We start from the raw sequence: 15,414 nt of genomic DNA, 5'->3' as shown, positions 1-15,414 counted from the left end.
TTGATAGCACCATTGATCTGTTTCCGGAATACAACATACTAAATTTCAATTCATTTTTTAGACTAAAAAAACACCTAACTAAAAAAAGTGAACCCGAAATACTTCCCTATGAAAAATTCAAAAAAGAATCAATTAAAAAAAAGTCTGGGCTTAAGTTTTGGTATTGCGGTATTAATTGGAGGTACAATCGGTGTTGGAATCCTGCGTACACCAGGTGCTATTGCGGGTATGTTAGACAATTATTGGCTTATAATTACGTGTTGGCTTTTTGGAGGATTATATATTTTAATTGGTGCCAATTCGTATGCAGAATTAGCCACAATGCTGCCCAAAGCTGGCGGATCTTACAATTATATAAAAAGAGCTTTTGGAGATTATGCTGGTTTTCTATCGGGTTGGTTTGATTACATTACAAATGCAATTCCACCCGCTTTTTACTGTATTGTTATCAGCGAATATAGTGTTATTTTATTTCCAGCTTTGAAAAGTTATGCTACCATTATTGCCATTGCCTTTTTAATTGCATTTGTCCTTCTTCATGTCAGTGGTGTAAAAAATGGCAGCTTCATCCAGCAAGTGACAAGTATTATTAAAGTCGTTTTCTTTGTGGCATTAATTGTTGCCTGTTTTATGTATTCAGGCATAAAATTAAATTCTTTTGAAAAAGACACCCCTTTACTTCAAATGGGAGTACTATTCGGCTTTTTTAAATCACTTCAATTAATAATTGGTACTTATGACGGTTGGTACTCCGTTTGTTTTTTTGCAGAAGAAGATAAAAACCCGAGTAAAAACATTCCTCGATCACTCTATACTGGAGCTATAATTGTCATCGTACTTTATGTATTGATAAACATGGCCTTTTTTCATGTATTACCAGTGGCTTCTTTGGCAAATTCACCTCTGGCGGCTGCGGATGTTGCTAGAGTAGTTTTTGGAAATAATGGTGCAATTATAGTCACCGTTATTGCGATTTTCTCTTTGATCAGTATTCTAAATGCCTATATGATGATACCGGCACGGATATTATTCGGATTGAGCCGTGATGGATTTTTTATTACTAAAGGAACTGCTGTAAACAAAGGTGGCACTCCTATAACGGCCCTTTTAGTATCCTCCTTATTTAGTTTAATACTGATCATAATAGGGTCATTTGAAGTGTTATTTTCATTTGGGACATTCATGTCAGTTATTGTTTGGGGATTAGCTTATTGCTCGCTGATAAAATTAAGAAACAAAGAGCCCAATTTATCGAGACCCTATCGTTCCTGGGGCTATCCGTGGTCAACGCTATTTGTGATTATAGCCACCTTGGCACTATTGATAGGTTTTGCTTATAGCGACAGGAAAAACTTTTTAATCATTTTAATCATTGCAATAATTTCCTATCCCGCTTTTCTGTTTCTGAATCGCAGCAATAAAAAAGAATAACTACGAAATGAAATTAGCAGCTGTATTCTTAACAATTGCACATCACAGAAATTAAATCCGTGGCAATGAATTTTTTTGTTGATAGTTTTAATTTTTGCTCTACAAGCACATTTAATTATTTGCAAATAAATTATGTAATATATTAGCTAAAAAAAACAAAAAAATGGAACATAAAGCTAAATCAATTCGGCCTTTTATTGGAGCAAAAAATTATGAGTTATCTCGTGATTTTTATCGTGACCTAGGTTTTCAAGAAAGCATTTTATCCTCCGATATGTCATATTTCAATACTGATGGATTAGGCTTTTATTTGCAAAATGCTTATGTTAAAGATTGGATAGAGAATACTATGATTTTTATGGAAGTAGATAATGTCAGACGATTTTGGAATCAATTATTGGAATTAGAACTTACTTCTAAATATGATAAGGTTAGATTAACGCCAATCCGTGAACTAGAATGGGGAAAAGAATGTTTCTTACACGATCCTTCAGGAATTCTGTGGCATTTTGGAGAATTCAACACCAAATGAGTTAAGACATGTAATCAAGATTACAAACAATTACATTTTAAAATTCAGAATATAAAGAAATCAGAAAGCTTAATTAATTAGAATTCCATTCTTTTCAAGTAATTCAAAAAGACTGATGCTTTGATTGGGATCATATTTTTCAATCCCGCTTTGATACCATTTTTCTATCATATTGATTTGATGTGAAGTATACCCATCAGCATCTATTGGTAAGCCAAGTAAACCTGCGATAAGATAATCTTCCAAAACTTTATCCGTAACAATACGCTGGGGAATTCCATCACTGATACATCCATTCATTCGCTCATAATCTGACCTTCCGGAATTAAATCCAGCAGTAAAAGCATCATTGTTTTTTGCACTTTTAAAATGCTGAAATGGATTCAAACCAATTGAATATCCTTCAACATAATCTTGTCTATAAGCCGAACTAAATATCTTTTTCATCTGTTTATCAATGTGGTATTGTACAATTATTCCTCAAACATATTAACAATATGTCAGTAAATACACAAAAATCGTTTAAAGGAAGAAATACTCTTTAAATCGCAATGACAATGACGTTTATCGATAAAATGTTGTCGTGCAACTACATAAATCTGACGAATCTTTTTTATGGAAATAGGCACTATATCTTCTCTTTTCACAACAAATATTCTTCCCTCTTTAATTTTAATGATTATTTCATTAGTTTTGAACCGACCATTAATTATTTATACAAAGAACTATTATGCCAACACCAATTGCAGATTGTCTGTACTGCCAAGACAATGAAACATTGCATCATTTAATGATTAAAATATGTGATTTAGAAGTATCTCAACTGTTCCTATTTAAAGAACAATCCTATTTAGGCCGCTGTAATGTAGTTTATAAGGACCATGGTATTGAGTTTTATGAATTGAGCGATGAACAGCGCAATGCATTTATGCACGATGTCGCAACGATAGCGAAAGCAATTGCCGCAGCTTTTAATCCTACTAAAATCAACTACGGAGCCTATAGCGATACCTTATCTCATCTACACATGCATATTGTTCCAAAATATAAAGATGGATATGGTTTTGGAAGTGTTTTTGAAATGAATCCACAAAAAACGCTACTGTCTGATGCCGAATATACTGAGGTAATAGAAAAAATAAAAGCGGGATTATAAAACAACTTAAATAAAAAATCCCCCTCTCCTTTTTTTATAGTGTGAGGGGAATTTTTATATTTCAAAAAGAGTCTAATCTTTATTTCAATCCAGCCAAACTGTGCTCGATGGTTTCAATTTTAGATAAAGCATCTGCTTCTTTTTGTCTTTCGTTTGCCAAAACTTTCTCCGGTGCACCAGCCACAAATTTCTCGTTCGCCAGTTTGTTTTGAACTGATCTTAGAAACCCTTGCATATATATCAGCTCAGTAGTTAGCTTCGCAATTTCTTCGTCAACGTTTATATTTCCGCTAATTGGAATGAAATATTCATTCGATTTTACACGGAAAGACAAAGCGCCATTGACTTTATCCGAAACATAGGTTAACGAAGTTATATTTCCTAATTTAGTCACTACCGAATCAAAATAGGTCGACACGTTATCATGGTTCATCACTTTTAATTCAATGGTGTCTTTGAACGGAATATTCTTGTCTTTACGAATCGTTCTGATTCCGGAAATCACTTCAATTGTATTTTCAAAGTCAGTAATTAAGCCTGCATTAAAAGGTTTCATTTCTGGCCAGGTCGAAACGATTAACGCTTCTTCTGTAGTTCTTTGGGCAAGAATTTGCCAGATTTCTTCTGTCAAAAACGGCATAAACGGATGCAATAATTTCAGATTATTTTCAAGCATTGCTATCGCTTTCGCAAAAGTATTGCTGTCAATTGGTTGTTGGTATGCCGGTTTTATCATTTCCAGGAACCAAGAACAAAAATCGTCCCAAACCAATTTGTAAATCCCCATTAAAGCATCGGAAATTCTATATTTTTCGAAATTATCCTCAATTTCCAAAAGCGTTTGTTGCAACTTAGCTTCATACCATTCGATCGCCACTTTTGAAGATTCCGGTTGCGGAATAGCATCCGAAACTTCCCAACCCTTTATTAATTTAAAGGCATTCCAGATTTTGTTTGTAAAGGCTTTTCCCTGGTTGCACAATTCTTCGTCAAACATAATGTCATTTCCTGCCGATGCGCTCAAAAGTAATCCAACGCGAACACCATCAGCACCAAACTTTTCAATTAAATCCAGAGGATCCGGTGAATTCCCTAATGATTTAGACATTTTGCGTCTTTGCTTGTCGCGAACCAAACCAGTCAAATATACATTTGTAAATGGTTTTTTACCCGTATATTCATAACCTGCAATGATCATTCTCGCTACCCAGAAAAACAAAATATCCGGACCTGTTACTAAATCATTGGTTGGGTAATAATATTTGAAATCTTCGTTTTCCGGATCCATAATTCCGCCAAAAACGGACATTGGCCATAACCAGGAAGAAAACCAGGTATCTAAAGCATCAACATCTTGTTTTAGATTTTGGGCAGTCAGGGTTTCGTTTTTGGTTTTCGTTTTTGCTAATGCTAACGCTTTTTCGATAGATTCAGCAACTACAAAATCTTCCTTTCCGTCTCCATAGAAATACGCAGGAATTTGTTGACCCCACCACAATTGACGAGAAATATTCCAATCGCGAATATTTTCAAGCCAGTGTCGGTAGGTATTATCAAAACGTTTCGGATGCAATTTAATTTCGCCGTCTACCAAAACTGCTTTTATAGCCGGTTTTACCAGATCTTCCATTTTTAGAAACCATTGATCTGACAAACGAGGCTCAATAACTGCTTTGGTTCTTTCAGAAGTTCCTACTTTGTTCAGGTGAATTTCTGTTTTTGCTAAAGCACCAATTGTTTCCAATTCTTTGGCAATTTCCTCACGTACTACAAAACGATCTTTTCCCTGATAATGCAATCCAAAACTATTCAAAGTGGCATCTTCGTTGAAAATATCAATAATTTCAAGATGATGCTTCTCCCCCAGCGCTTTGTCATTCATATCATGGGCAGGAGTTACTTTCAGACACCCTGTACCAAATTCAATATCAACATATTCATCTTCAATAATTGGAATTACTCTTCCGCATATAGGCACAATCGCTTTCTTTCCTTTCAGATGAGCAAAACGTTCGTCATTTGGATTAATGCAAATCGCAGTGTCTCCAAAAATAGTTTCCGGACGTGTTGTGGCAATCGTCAGGAAATCTTCACTTCCTTCGATTTTATATTTCAGGAAATACAATTTCCCCTGTTGTTCTTCATAAATTACTTCCTCATCAGATAAAGTAGTTTTTGCTTCAGGATCCCAGTTTACCATTCGGTATCCTCTATAAATCAAACCTTTGTTGTATAAATCTACGAAAGAACGAATTACTGAAGCTGACATATCAGGATCCATGGTAAACTTGGTGCGCTCCCAGTCACAAGAAGCACCCAGTTTTTTTAACTGGTCCAAAATCACACCACCATATTTGTCCGTCCATTCCCAGGCATGCGCCAAAAATTCTTCGCGCGTTAAATCATTTTTGTTGATTCCTTCAGCTTTTAATTTCGCTACAACTTTAGCTTCAGTCGCTATAGAAGCATGGTCTGTTCCGGGAACCCAACAAGCGTTGAATCCTTTAAGACGCGCTCTTCTGATTAATACATCCTGAATGGTATTGTTCAACATGTGTCCCATATGCAAAACCCCAGTAACATTAGGCGGTGGAATTACAATGGTATATGGCGTTCTATGGTCTGGTTCCGAATGGAAATAATTATTCTTCATCCAGTAGTCATACCACTTATTCTCAATAGTTTTGGCATCAAATTGTGCAGGAATTGTCATAAAAAGCAACTGTTAAAACCAAAATTTAACTTTGGTCTGATATTTGTAATTCTAATTGGGAACAAAAGTAAATAATTAAGTACACTATAAAAAGAGAAATAAATATTTGTGCATTAATTAAAAGAAAGTACATTTACTTAACCGAATCTAAAAAAATGAAAATGAAAAAAATAATTACTTTAATTGCAATTGTATTTGCAAGCAGTTTAGGTTTTGCTCAATCCGGGGCTAAAATCGAATTTGCGGCTAAAGACAACACCATTGATTATGGGAGGGTTTCCAAAGGAAGTGATAGTGGAATAAGAGTATTTGAATTTACAAATACCGGAGACGCACCCCTAATTATTACCAATGTATTGTCTACTTGTGGATGTACCGTTCCAACAAAACCCGCAGGGCCTATTATGCCCGGGAAAACTGGAAAAATTGAAGTGAAATACAACATGACTCCAGGACCTATACGTAAAACCCTTACTGTAGAATCTAACGCAGTAAATTATGACGATGGCAGAGTGCCACTAAAAATTAAAGGAGAAGTCATCGGCAATTAAACCTTTTGTAAACTAACAATAAGCGCTTTTTGATATCATCAAAAAGCGCTTATTTTATAGGATATTTTGTAGCTGAAACTTAAATTTATGGATTTGACCATTTCTCTGAATTTCTAATGTAATCCATTTTTCTTCTTCCGATTTAAAGAGGGAATTAATTTCCTGTAAAGAATATTTATATCCGGGATTTTTGTTAATTGAAATAATTACGTCCCCTTTTTGTAAACCGCTATTCGCGGCAGGCGAATTTTTTCTGACGTTAGTAATTTCATAAATCGGTTTTAAATTAAATTTATATTTAAAATCGCTCGTGTTGTCATTTGATTTAAAAGGATCATCTACTGTCACCGTAGGAACTGTCTTAAGAGGAACCGTTTCCTTTACCCATTGCAGACCATGGTGTTGCACTTCAACTCCGCTTTTATTATAATTAAAAAGAGAATTATATTCTTTGTTTTTCTTCAAATAAAAAAAACCATTCGTATAGTCAAAAACAACTGAAAACCGTCTCAAAATTTCACCTCCAACGGAACCCATTCTGCCAGGAACCATTTTTACATTCCGTATTGAACTGGAATCCGGGAAAGCAACAATAGGATTATGAAATTCAAATTTCGACATCTGCCATTTTGAAATTTTTGCTCTTCTTCCCTCTACATCTCCACTAAATCCCTGTCCCAAATAATCCTCAAAATTTTTAGCAGGAATTTTTATCCCCCGGGATCGATTTTCAAAAAGCCACAGGGCATCACTGTTGCCGATATCTATCAATAATTTGGCCGGGAACGCAACAGAATCTATCGTTACGGTATTTATTATATAAGGTTTTAGTCTTTCAATCGTAATAGCAACCTTTTCGTATTTCTTCTCTATTTTATTTCTATTTTTTTCACTGTCGCTGTGAACGATTACTCTCTTTTTTTCGTAATTGATTTCAACCAGATTGTTTTTGAAAAACTGATATCCAATAATTCCGTTTACCGGAATTCCGACATGAGAAGACAGGTTAAATTCCTGATCCAAAACAATATACAATAAATGATTTTGAGATTTCAACGCTCCTATTTCCAAGGTATTATTAGTCGATTTCAATCCTTCGATGGCATCTTCACTTCCTAAACCGCGCAAAGTGATTTTTTCGACATTCGAAAATTCAATTTCTTTTTTATCTTCCAGACTAAACAGTATAGTCTCTTCAACACCGGAATCTAACAAAAAGTTTAATTCCACACCATTGACCTTGATTGGAATAAAAACTAAATTATTAATAAATTTGAAAGGAATAGTTGCTTTGCTGACCTCTTTACTAAAGTGAAAACCATCTTGTGCTAAAATAGTCAAAGCGCTGAAAAGGAGAAAAAACAGAATAATTACCTTTTTCATTAAAAATTGTTTGTATAAAGTTACTAAAAATACAACATAATAGTGCGTTTTTTACACCAAATAGACTTATTAATTAGAGTAAGTTTGAAAAAAAAATTGCAAATTTGCAGCTCAATAATTTAAACATGCCAAATATATCCAACAGAGGCAAACAAATGCCCGAATCACCAATACGAAAATTGGCTCCTTTTGCTGAAATGGCTAAGAAAAAGGGCCATAAAGTATACCATTTAAATATAGGTCAACCCGATATAAAAAGCCCCGAAGTGGCCATTAAAGCCATTAAGAATATTGATTTAAGTATTATTGAATATGGTCCGTCTGCCGGTTACGAAAGTTATAGAAAAAAATTAGCTCAATTTTATACCAATCAAGATGTAAAAGTATCTTTTGAAGACATCATGATAACTACAGGAGGGTCTGAGGCACTTCTATTTGCTTTAGGAAGTATTATGGATCAGGGCGATGAAATCATAATTCCAGAACCATTTTACGCTAATTACAGTGCGTTCTCAGCAGAATCCGGGGCTACGGTAGTTCCTGTAAATTCTGTTTTTGAAAGTGGCTTTACATTGCCTCCGATAGAAGAATTTGAAAAACTAATCACGCCAAAGACCAAAGCAATTTTAATTTGCAACCCAAGTAACCCAACTGGTTATTTGTATTCCGAATCGGAAATTTTGCAATTGGGTAAACTGGCAAAGCAATATGATCTGTTCCTGATTGCGGATGAAGTATACAGAGAATTTATATACGATGAAGACATACATTATTCTGTAATGAATCTTGAAGGACTCGAACAAAATGTAATCATGATCGATTCCGTGTCCAAACGTTATAGCATGTGTGGTGCCAGAATTGGATGTATGGTTACAAAAAACAAAGAGGTGATTTCAGCAGCGATGAAATTTGCCCAGGCCCGTTTGTGCCCTCCGACAATTGAACAAATAGCTTGTGAAGCAGCTATCGATACACCTAAAAGTTATTTTGATGAAGTAATCTCAGAATATAAAGAACGCAGAGACACCTTAATTTCCGAATTAAATAAAATTGAAGGGGTTATCGTTACCAAACCTAAAGCCGCTTTTTATTGTATCGCACAACTTCCTGTTGACAATACAGATGATTTTGCACAATGGCTTTTAGAAAGTTATGATTTGAATGGTGAAACCGTTATGGTTGCTCCTGCTGCCGGCTTTTATTCAACCCCTGGAATGGGATTAAACCAAGTGCGTATTGCTTATGTTCTTAAAAAAGAAGATTTGATTAGTGCTGTTCGCATTCTAAAAGAAGCAATTCCAGTCTATAATTCAACCCGTTTGAAAAAGTTAATGGAAGTAGAATAATTGAAAATTAAAAAATAAAATACTTTTGGTTATGCTACTGACAACCAAAAGATTTTAAGTACATAACAAAAAGGCAGTAACCAAAAAGTTATTGCCTTTATTTTTCAAAACAATTAGAAATTCCTGCTTTGCTGCTGATCCTTCAAAAGTGATCATTAAATAGTATAAACGATAGAAATTCTTTAGTTTTTATTAATTATCTTTACCCCTTAAATTTACATACCCAATATAATAGTACCTTTTTGATGATAAATAACGAAGAATTTCAAGACGAGATAGGAAACAATCATGTTTGTACCAGTGCAACAAATCCATTACGAGAAGATGCATTTGCTATTTCAGATGAAGAAAAAATAGAAAAAATTAAAAAAGACGTTGAAAATATCCTAATTACACTTGGAATGGATTTGACGGATGATAGTTTAAAAGGCACGCCCAATCGTGTTGCAAAAATGTTTGTAAAAGAAATTTTTGGAGGTCTGAACCCTGCAAAAAAGCCAAAAGCTTCTACTTTCGACAATAATTACAAATACGGCGAAATGTTAGTTGAAAAAAACATTATTGTTTATTCCACTTGTGAACATCATTTATTGCCGATTATAGGAAGAGCTCATGTGGCTTATATTTCCAATGGAACTGTAATTGGTCTTTCTAAAATGAATAGAATTGTTGAATATTATGCCAAAAGACCTCAGGTACAAGAACGTTTAACGATGCAAATTGTTCAGGAATTGCAAATGGCATTAGGCACTGAAGATGTGGCTTGTGTAATTGACGCCAAACACCTTTGTGTCAATTCAAGAGGGATCAGTGATATTGAAAGTAGCACGGTTACCTCTGAATTTGGAGGTAAATTCAAAACAGATCAAACGCGTAGAGAATTTTTGGATTATATTAAATTAGAGACAAAGTTCTAAAATACAAATACCTTCTATTTAACCGACAAAGCCCTGACCCTGATTAAAACAGCATCTTTTTGGCTCTTAGTCAGAAAAAGATATAACGTACAGCGGAAGTAAGCTCCAAAAAAAATACAAATGCCATTATATAAAAGTCAAACTCTAAAAATATACAATTCTCTTTCGGGAGAAAAAGAAACATTTATACCTATTCATGAAGGCAATGTTGGAATGTATGTTTGTGGACCAACGGTTTACAGCAATGTACATCTTGGCAATGTGAGGACATTCATGTCCTTTGACGTGATTTTCAGGTATTTTTTGCATTTGGGCTACAAAGTACGTTACGTTCGCAATATTACTGATGTAGGTCATATTGTTGATGATGTGGATGAGGGTGAGGATAAAATTGCAAAAAAAGCACGCATAGAGCAACTGGAACCTATGGAAGTGGTCCAGCGTTATACAGTCGATTTTCACGATATTTTGAATGCCTTTAACTTTTTGCCACCGAGTATTGAACCAACGGCAACGGGACATATTATTGAGCAGATTGAAATTATCAAGACTATTATTGCCAAAGGAATTGGCTATGAAGCCAATGGATCTGTTTATTTTGATGTAGTAAAATTCAATGAAACCAACCACTATGGCCGATTAAGCGGTCGCAATATTGAAGACATGCTTGCGAACACAAGAGATCTTGACGGACAAAGCGACAAAAGAAATCCACAGGACTTTGCCCTTTGGAAAAAAGCCGAACCACAGCATATTATGCGTTGGCCTTCGCCTTGGAGCGATGGTTTCCCCGGATGGCATCTTGAATGTACCGCAATGAGCACCAAATATTTAGGCAATCATTTTGATATTCACGGAGGTGGAATGGATTTAAAATTTCCGCATCATGAATGTGAAATTGCTCAAAATGAAGCGTGTACCGGGCAAACTCCAGTTAATTATTGGATGCATGCCAATATGCTGACATTAAACGGCAAAAAAATGGCTAAATCTACCGGGAATAATATTTTACCCAGAGAAATATTGACTGGAGAAAACACTATTTTAAGCAAAGCTTTTTCGGCATCAGTAGCTCGTTTCTTTATGCTTCAAGCACACTACAGAAGCATTCTTGATTTCTCAGATGACGCTATTGTAGCAGCTGAAAAAGGATATAAGAGATTAATGGAGTCTTTAGATGCTGCAAAAGATTTAAACGCCAGTGCAAACTCCACAATCGATATTGCCGCTTGGAAACAATCCTGTTATGATGCTATGAGTGATGATTTTAATACACCCATTCTAATTGCACAATTATTTGAAGGCGTTCGTTTTATCAATCTGTTAAAAGAAGAAAAAGAAACGCTAACTGCTGAAGACTTAAAAACATTTACTGGTGCCATTAATGCTTTTGTATTTGATGTTCTGGGATTGGAAGATGAGAAAGTTTCCGACAGTAATAATGGTAAATTAGAAGGGACAGTAAATCTGTTGATTGAAATGCGAAAACAAGCCAGGGACAATAAAAATTTCGCATTGTCTGATCAGATTCGGGATCAGTTGATCGCTTTAGGCATTCAATTGAAAGACGGAAAAGAAGGTACCACTTTTAGTATTTAGACACCGATTTCAGAGGACAGATTAAAAAATGGAATGTTGAATATTGAGGTTTTAAATCCGAATACCAAAATCATGCTATCAAGAATCTTAATTTTTCCATTTGTAATTCTTGTTCGGTTTTATCAAACCGCAGTATCCCCCTTCACTCCCTCTGCCTGCAGATTTGAACCTACCTGTTCTTCTTATATGATCATCGCGCTACAGACACACGGATTATTTTATGGCGGTTTCTTAGGAATGAAAAGAATTTTAAGATGTCATCCCTGGGGAAGAAGCGGTTACGATCCTGTGCCGAAAAAAAAATGCAATCACAAACATTAACTTTATATAAGTACTATTTTTACTTTAAATATATATTTTTACCATTCATAAAAACGATATTAAATGACACACGCTTTGAACATAGTTTGGAATCCATCGGAAGGGATTGATTTGGGCTTTTTTGTAATACGCTACTACAGCCTAATGTTTGTAATCGCTTTTGGACTGGGCTGGTACATTATGAAAAATATTTTTGAACGTGAAGGCGAATCGATAGAGAAATTAGATTCTCTCTTTATATGGACGGTCCTTGCCACATTGATTGGAGCCCGATTAGGTCATGTTTTATTTTATGATTGGGAATATTTTCGCAATCACTTACTGGAAATATTCTTACCCTTTCGATTCTCGCCTAAATTTGAATTTACAGGTTTCCAGGGCCTAGCGAGTCATGGAGCTGCCATATCGATTATAATTGCCATGTATTTTTATAGTAAAAATGTATTAAAAAGACCGCAATTATGGATTTTAGACAGAGTTGTCATTCCGGTTGCAAGTGGTGCTATTTTTGTAAGACTGGGAAATTTTTTCAATTCGGAAATCGTAGGTAAAGAAACTACATCAGTATTTGGAATCCGTTTTCTGCGTGATAAATTTAGTCCCGCAGACGCCGTTAACGCCACTCAGATACCGGATCCAAAAGCGGCTTACCATGCTATTGCAACTGATCCAAAATTTGCGGCATTATTAGAACAGGTTCCTGCTAAACATCCTACACAACTATATGAAGCATTTTGTTATATTTTTGTATTTGCCATATTATTTTTCATGTATTGGAAAACAGAAGCAAGGCTAAAATCCGGCTACTTATTTGGCCTGTTTTTAGTGCTGCTATTTTCAGTGCGTATTGTGGTGGAATCTGTAAAAGAAAGTCAGGGTGGCTTTGAAAATCAATTGGGTTTACTTTCTACAGGACAATGGCTAAGCATTCCTTTTATCCTAATAGGATTGTATTTCGTTTTTACAGCCGAAAAGCCTGTTAAAGTGGCACATTAAAGATTTTATCACATAGCATTAAAATAAAAAAGCTTCATTGGAAGCTTTTTTATTTTATCTTTTTAATGAAAAATGCGATTTAAATTTTCTAAGAACATCCTGTTCGATGTATTCCACGGTAAACCAATAATCATTTGCTGGCATGGGCTGTCCGATATAGGTTCCATCCCAGCCTAAGCCACTCGGTCTAATTTCTTTCAAAAGTTTACCGTACCGATCAAATATCAGAATTTTAGAACTGGCCTGATCTCGTAAACTAAAAATATTCCAGGTATCATTATAGCTATCATTGTTCGGTGTAAAAAATCTGGGATAATCAATGACTAAGACAGTGTCATTTGTTAATTCGCTACAACCATTTACATCTCTTACTGTAATAGCATGTGTTCCTAAAGAAACCTTTTCAAAAATTGGACTTTCCTGAAACGGGCCGTCATCCAATTGATACAAATAATTCACTCCCACGGGATCTGCGACTGTGACTATCTGATTTTTCGAAAATGCGGCTGTTACGGTCCAATCCAAATTTACAATTGTATTTGATGGAATTACAGTGACATTGATAGTTTTAACAGTTGCTGTACAGGATTGACCCGGATTTGGAGTAAAAACATAAGCGCCACTAGTAGTATTATCAATTGTTGACGGAGACCAAACCCCTGTAATACCGTTTGGTGACGTGGAATTCAAATTAGGTGCCGGTGCGCCAGAGCAGATTGAAAAATCGCTAAAATCAGGGGATACAGGTCCTACTGTCACACTTAACGTTTTAGTCAATGCACAAGGAAATAATACAGGGTCAGGAGTGAAAATATAATTAGTCGTACCCACAGTTGTTGTATTTATTGCTGCCGGATTCCATACACCTGTTATTGCAGGACTATTTGTAGATGTTGCAGGCAAAATTGGCGGCATTTGATTGATGCAATAAAATGTTGGAATTGGACCAAATGCCGGTGTTACAGTTGAAGCACCACAAGGAACGCTGCAGGTTAACGTTTTTGAAGGCACACAGGGATGTGTCGCCGATGTTAATGTTAATGTGGCAGATTGTCCCGGCAACATCCCAAATACCTGAACATGGGAAACATTTGTTGTTCCTGTAACCGGAGAGCCGCCCTGAATCGTATAGGTGTAATTATAAGAATTAGAAATCAGAGAATTGTTTCCCCAATCAAAAAATACTGAAGAAGCTTTATCTGCAGCTAATATTTGCGAGGGATCGCAGGTAAAACCCAAAATGGTGGCACCATTATCAGCCACTACAATAACATCAATTTTAGAACGGGTACTTTGAACACCTGCTGCTGTTTCGCTAACATAATACGATGTAGTTCCTACTACAGCTGTTGAAGGAGTCGGAGCTGTTGATGATGCGGTTCCACCAACTGCATTAGTTCCATACCAATTTAAAGTTGCCCCTAGCGAAGGCGTTGCTGTTAATGGTACTGCCGCACTATTTTGACAATAATAAACCGGTGTAGTAACCGTGGGAGGAGCGGCAACGCTATTAGGATCAATAGTAATTAGGGTCCCGTTTTTTAAAGCATCATTATAAATAAAAACACTTTCCAACGAAGAAACCAAATAAGCCATATCAATTCCGACATTTTTCCTGTCAGCAGAACTGTCCCTCTTTTTAGCATAAATAGTTGCATCAAAGAAATTAGTAATCAAAAAAATAAAGACGAAAGATTTGACTAATTTTTCCATTATTCTCAGGTTTTCATTTGATCTAAGGTACAGTAATTTGATTTAACAAATGTTTAGTAAATATATAAAATTTGACACTTTGATAATACAAACTTTAATATAATATCGATCCACAAATACTTCGGTTTTTAAAAACAGGATCTAAATGGAAAATGAAAAACCAAATTCCATATTAAAAGTAGTAAAACCAAGATTTGGACTTTGAAGTCCTCCATTAGAAACATGACGAATATTGGGTCGCACGTCAAATGTTAATTGGCCTATCTTTGAAGAAAATCCCAAAGCAAAAACATCTGAAAAAGCAAAACCTTTCGATAGCCTTTCCATTTCATTATCAATAATCATAGGCCCGACACTTCCCAACAGGTACACACTGAATGTTTTTGAAATAGGCTTTCTTATAATAAAACCTAAATTCAAAACGTATTCTTTTATATTTCTCAAATTAGAAAACTTTTGTCGTTTTTCTATATAATCGGGATCATTTGTCTCAATAAAATAAACATTCAAAAGTTGATGCGTTCCATCATTGAATTCCGGTTGGAGTACTAGTTCGTAATTGAAATGCCTGGCTGTCTTTAAAGTATAATACAACTCCAGTTTATAACAGCTATTGGTATGAGAGAAATCCCCTTTTTTTATTTCATGTCCAAATCCATAATGAAAACCAAGGCTCGTTTTATAATTTACATTTTGAGCATAAAAGAGGTTACAACTAAAAATAATAATCAAAATAAAAATGGCTCTCTTATCCAT

The 15,414-nt window shown here is 35.2% G+C and carries 14 protein-coding genes; 9 read left to right on the top strand and 5 right to left on the bottom strand.

Going from position 1 to position 15,414, the window contains the following annotated elements; translation table 11 throughout:
- The first annotated feature begins 108 nt into the window (after window positions 1-108).
- Together ACNQGH_RS13080 and ACNQGH_RS13075 are read left to right on the top strand one after the other, a co-directional pair.
- Window positions 109-1,431 (top strand): APC family permease, encoded by a 1,323-nt coding sequence (locus ACNQGH_RS13080; RefSeq protein WP_417956458.1) that lies wholly within the window; start codon window positions 109-111, stop codon window positions 1,429-1,431.
- Window positions 1,432-1,594: 163 nt separating this feature from the next.
- A complete protein-coding gene (locus ACNQGH_RS13075; RefSeq protein ID WP_417956457.1) occupies window positions 1,595-1,963 on the top strand; it encodes a VOC family protein in 369 nt (122 codons plus the stop codon).
- 69 nt (window positions 1,964-2,032) lie between these two features.
- Here ACNQGH_RS13075 and ACNQGH_RS13070 read toward each other — a convergent pair whose 3' ends face one another.
- Entirely contained in the window at window positions 2,033-2,410 is a 378-nt protein-coding gene (locus ACNQGH_RS13070; protein WP_417956456.1) for a hypothetical protein, read from the bottom strand.
- 283 nt (window positions 2,411-2,693) lie between these two features.
- Between ACNQGH_RS13070 and ACNQGH_RS13065 the strand changes: the two genes are divergently transcribed.
- The gene (locus tag ACNQGH_RS13065; RefSeq protein WP_417956455.1) at window positions 2,694-3,119 is read left to right on the top strand and encodes an HIT family protein; all 426 of its coding nucleotides are present in this window, start codon (window positions 2,694-2,696) and stop codon (window positions 3,117-3,119) included.
- A 79-nt stretch (window positions 3,120-3,198) separates the two neighbouring features.
- On the opposite strand, the gene ACNQGH_RS13060 is transcribed toward ACNQGH_RS13065, so the two are convergent.
- Window positions 3,199-5,832: a valine--tRNA ligase gene (locus tag ACNQGH_RS13060; RefSeq protein WP_417956454.1), complete on the bottom strand. Its 2,634-nt coding sequence runs from the start codon at window positions 5,830-5,832 to the stop codon at window positions 3,199-3,201.
- Window positions 5,833-5,993: 161 nt separating this feature from the next.
- Between ACNQGH_RS13060 and ACNQGH_RS13055 the strand changes: the two genes are divergently transcribed.
- A complete protein-coding gene (locus ACNQGH_RS13055; RefSeq protein WP_417956453.1) occupies window positions 5,994-6,383 on the top strand; it encodes a DUF1573 domain-containing protein in 390 nt (129 codons plus the stop codon).
- Between the two features lie 54 nt (window positions 6,384-6,437).
- On the opposite strand, the gene ACNQGH_RS13050 is transcribed toward ACNQGH_RS13055, so the two are convergent.
- Window positions 6,438-7,766 carry an aspartyl protease family protein gene (locus ACNQGH_RS13050; RefSeq protein ID WP_417956452.1) on the bottom strand — a complete coding sequence of 443 codons (1,329 nt, stop codon included), beginning with the start codon at window positions 7,764-7,766 and terminating at the stop codon, window positions 6,438-6,440.
- Window positions 7,767-7,891: 125 nt separating this feature from the next.
- Here ACNQGH_RS13050 and ACNQGH_RS13045 point away from each other — a divergent pair, with 125 nt between their 5' ends.
- The 5 genes from ACNQGH_RS13045 (at window position 7,892) to lgt (ending at window position 12,945) form a co-directional block, all read left to right on the top strand.
- A complete protein-coding gene (locus ACNQGH_RS13045) occupies window positions 7,892-9,112 on the top strand; it encodes a pyridoxal phosphate-dependent aminotransferase (RefSeq protein ID WP_417956451.1) in 1,221 nt (406 codons plus the stop codon).
- 245 nt (window positions 9,113-9,357) lie between these two features.
- On the top strand, window positions 9,358-10,029 hold the full coding sequence (folE, locus tag ACNQGH_RS13040) for a GTP cyclohydrolase I FolE (RefSeq protein WP_417956450.1): 672 nt from the start codon (window positions 9,358-9,360) through the stop codon (window positions 10,027-10,029).
- Window positions 10,030-10,149: 120 nt separating this feature from the next.
- On the top strand, window positions 10,150-11,628 hold the full coding sequence (gene cysS, locus ACNQGH_RS13035) for a cysteine--tRNA ligase (protein WP_417956449.1): 1,479 nt from the start codon (window positions 10,150-10,152) through the stop codon (window positions 11,626-11,628).
- 72 nt (window positions 11,629-11,700) lie between these two features.
- Complete coding sequence (yidD, locus tag ACNQGH_RS13030; protein ID WP_417956448.1) at window positions 11,701-11,949, top strand: membrane protein insertion efficiency factor YidD; 249 nt, start codon at window positions 11,701-11,703, stop codon at window positions 11,947-11,949.
- A 63-nt stretch (window positions 11,950-12,012) separates the two neighbouring features.
- Entirely contained in the window at window positions 12,013-12,945 is a 933-nt protein-coding gene (lgt, locus tag ACNQGH_RS13025) for a prolipoprotein diacylglyceryl transferase (protein WP_417956447.1), read from the top strand.
- A gap of 54 nt (window positions 12,946-12,999) precedes the next feature.
- Here the strand turns inward: lgt and ACNQGH_RS13020 are convergent, their stop codons facing one another.
- Window positions 13,000-14,658 carry a T9SS type B sorting domain-containing protein gene (locus tag ACNQGH_RS13020; protein ID WP_417956446.1) on the bottom strand — a complete coding sequence of 553 codons (1,659 nt, stop codon included), beginning with the start codon at window positions 14,656-14,658 and terminating at the stop codon, window positions 13,000-13,002.
- Between the two features lie 141 nt (window positions 14,659-14,799).
- A complete protein-coding gene (locus tag ACNQGH_RS13015; RefSeq protein ID WP_417956445.1) occupies window positions 14,800-15,414 on the bottom strand; it encodes an acyloxyacyl hydrolase in 615 nt (204 codons plus the stop codon).

Origin of the sequence: Flavobacterium kochi, assembly GCF_048286715.1 — a bacterium.
Lineage (GTDB): Bacteria > Bacteroidota > Bacteroidia > Flavobacteriales > Flavobacteriaceae > Flavobacterium.
The sequence above is the reverse complement of the archived record's forward strand: the minus strand, read 5'-3'. Positions and strand labels throughout refer to the sequence as shown.

What these genes read in the sequence shown, in the direction of transcription:
- ACNQGH_RS13060 (WP_417956454.1), bottom strand. Translation starts at nt 5,832, where the DNA reads ATGACAATTCCTGCACAATTTGATGCCAAAACTATTGAGAATAAGTGG.
- ACNQGH_RS13070 (WP_417956456.1), bottom strand. Translation starts at nt 2,410, where the DNA reads ATGAAAAAGATATTTAGTTCGGCTTATAGACAAGATTATGTTGAAGGA.
- ACNQGH_RS13020 (WP_417956446.1), bottom strand. Translation starts at nt 14,658, where the DNA reads ATGGAAAAATTAGTCAAATCTTTCGTCTTTATTTTTTTGATTACTAAT.
- lgt (WP_417956447.1), top strand. Translation starts at nt 12,013, where the DNA reads ATGACACACGCTTTGAACATAGTTTGGAATCCATCGGAAGGGATTGAT.
- cysS (WP_417956449.1), top strand. Translation starts at nt 10,150, where the DNA reads ATGCCATTATATAAAAGTCAAACTCTAAAAATATACAATTCTCTTTCG.
- ACNQGH_RS13015 (WP_417956445.1), bottom strand. Translation starts at nt 15,414, where the DNA reads ATGGATAAGAGAGCCATTTTTATTTTGATTATTATTTTTAGTTGTAAC.
- ACNQGH_RS13065 (WP_417956455.1), top strand. Translation starts at nt 2,694, where the DNA reads ATGCCAACACCAATTGCAGATTGTCTGTACTGCCAAGACAATGAAACA.
- folE (WP_417956450.1), top strand. Translation starts at nt 9,358, where the DNA reads ATGATAAATAACGAAGAATTTCAAGACGAGATAGGAAACAATCATGTT.
- ACNQGH_RS13055 (WP_417956453.1), top strand. Translation starts at nt 5,994, where the DNA reads ATGAAAAAAATAATTACTTTAATTGCAATTGTATTTGCAAGCAGTTTA.
- ACNQGH_RS13050 (WP_417956452.1), bottom strand. Translation starts at nt 7,766, where the DNA reads ATGAAAAAGGTAATTATTCTGTTTTTTCTCCTTTTCAGCGCTTTGACT.
- yidD (WP_417956448.1), top strand. Translation starts at nt 11,701, where the DNA reads ATGCTATCAAGAATCTTAATTTTTCCATTTGTAATTCTTGTTCGGTTT.
- ACNQGH_RS13075 (WP_417956457.1), top strand. Translation starts at nt 1,595, where the DNA reads ATGGAACATAAAGCTAAATCAATTCGGCCTTTTATTGGAGCAAAAAAT.
- ACNQGH_RS13080 (WP_417956458.1), top strand. Translation starts at nt 109, where the DNA reads ATGAAAAATTCAAAAAAGAATCAATTAAAAAAAAGTCTGGGCTTAAGT.
- ACNQGH_RS13045 (WP_417956451.1), top strand. Translation starts at nt 7,892, where the DNA reads ATGCCAAATATATCCAACAGAGGCAAACAAATGCCCGAATCACCAATA.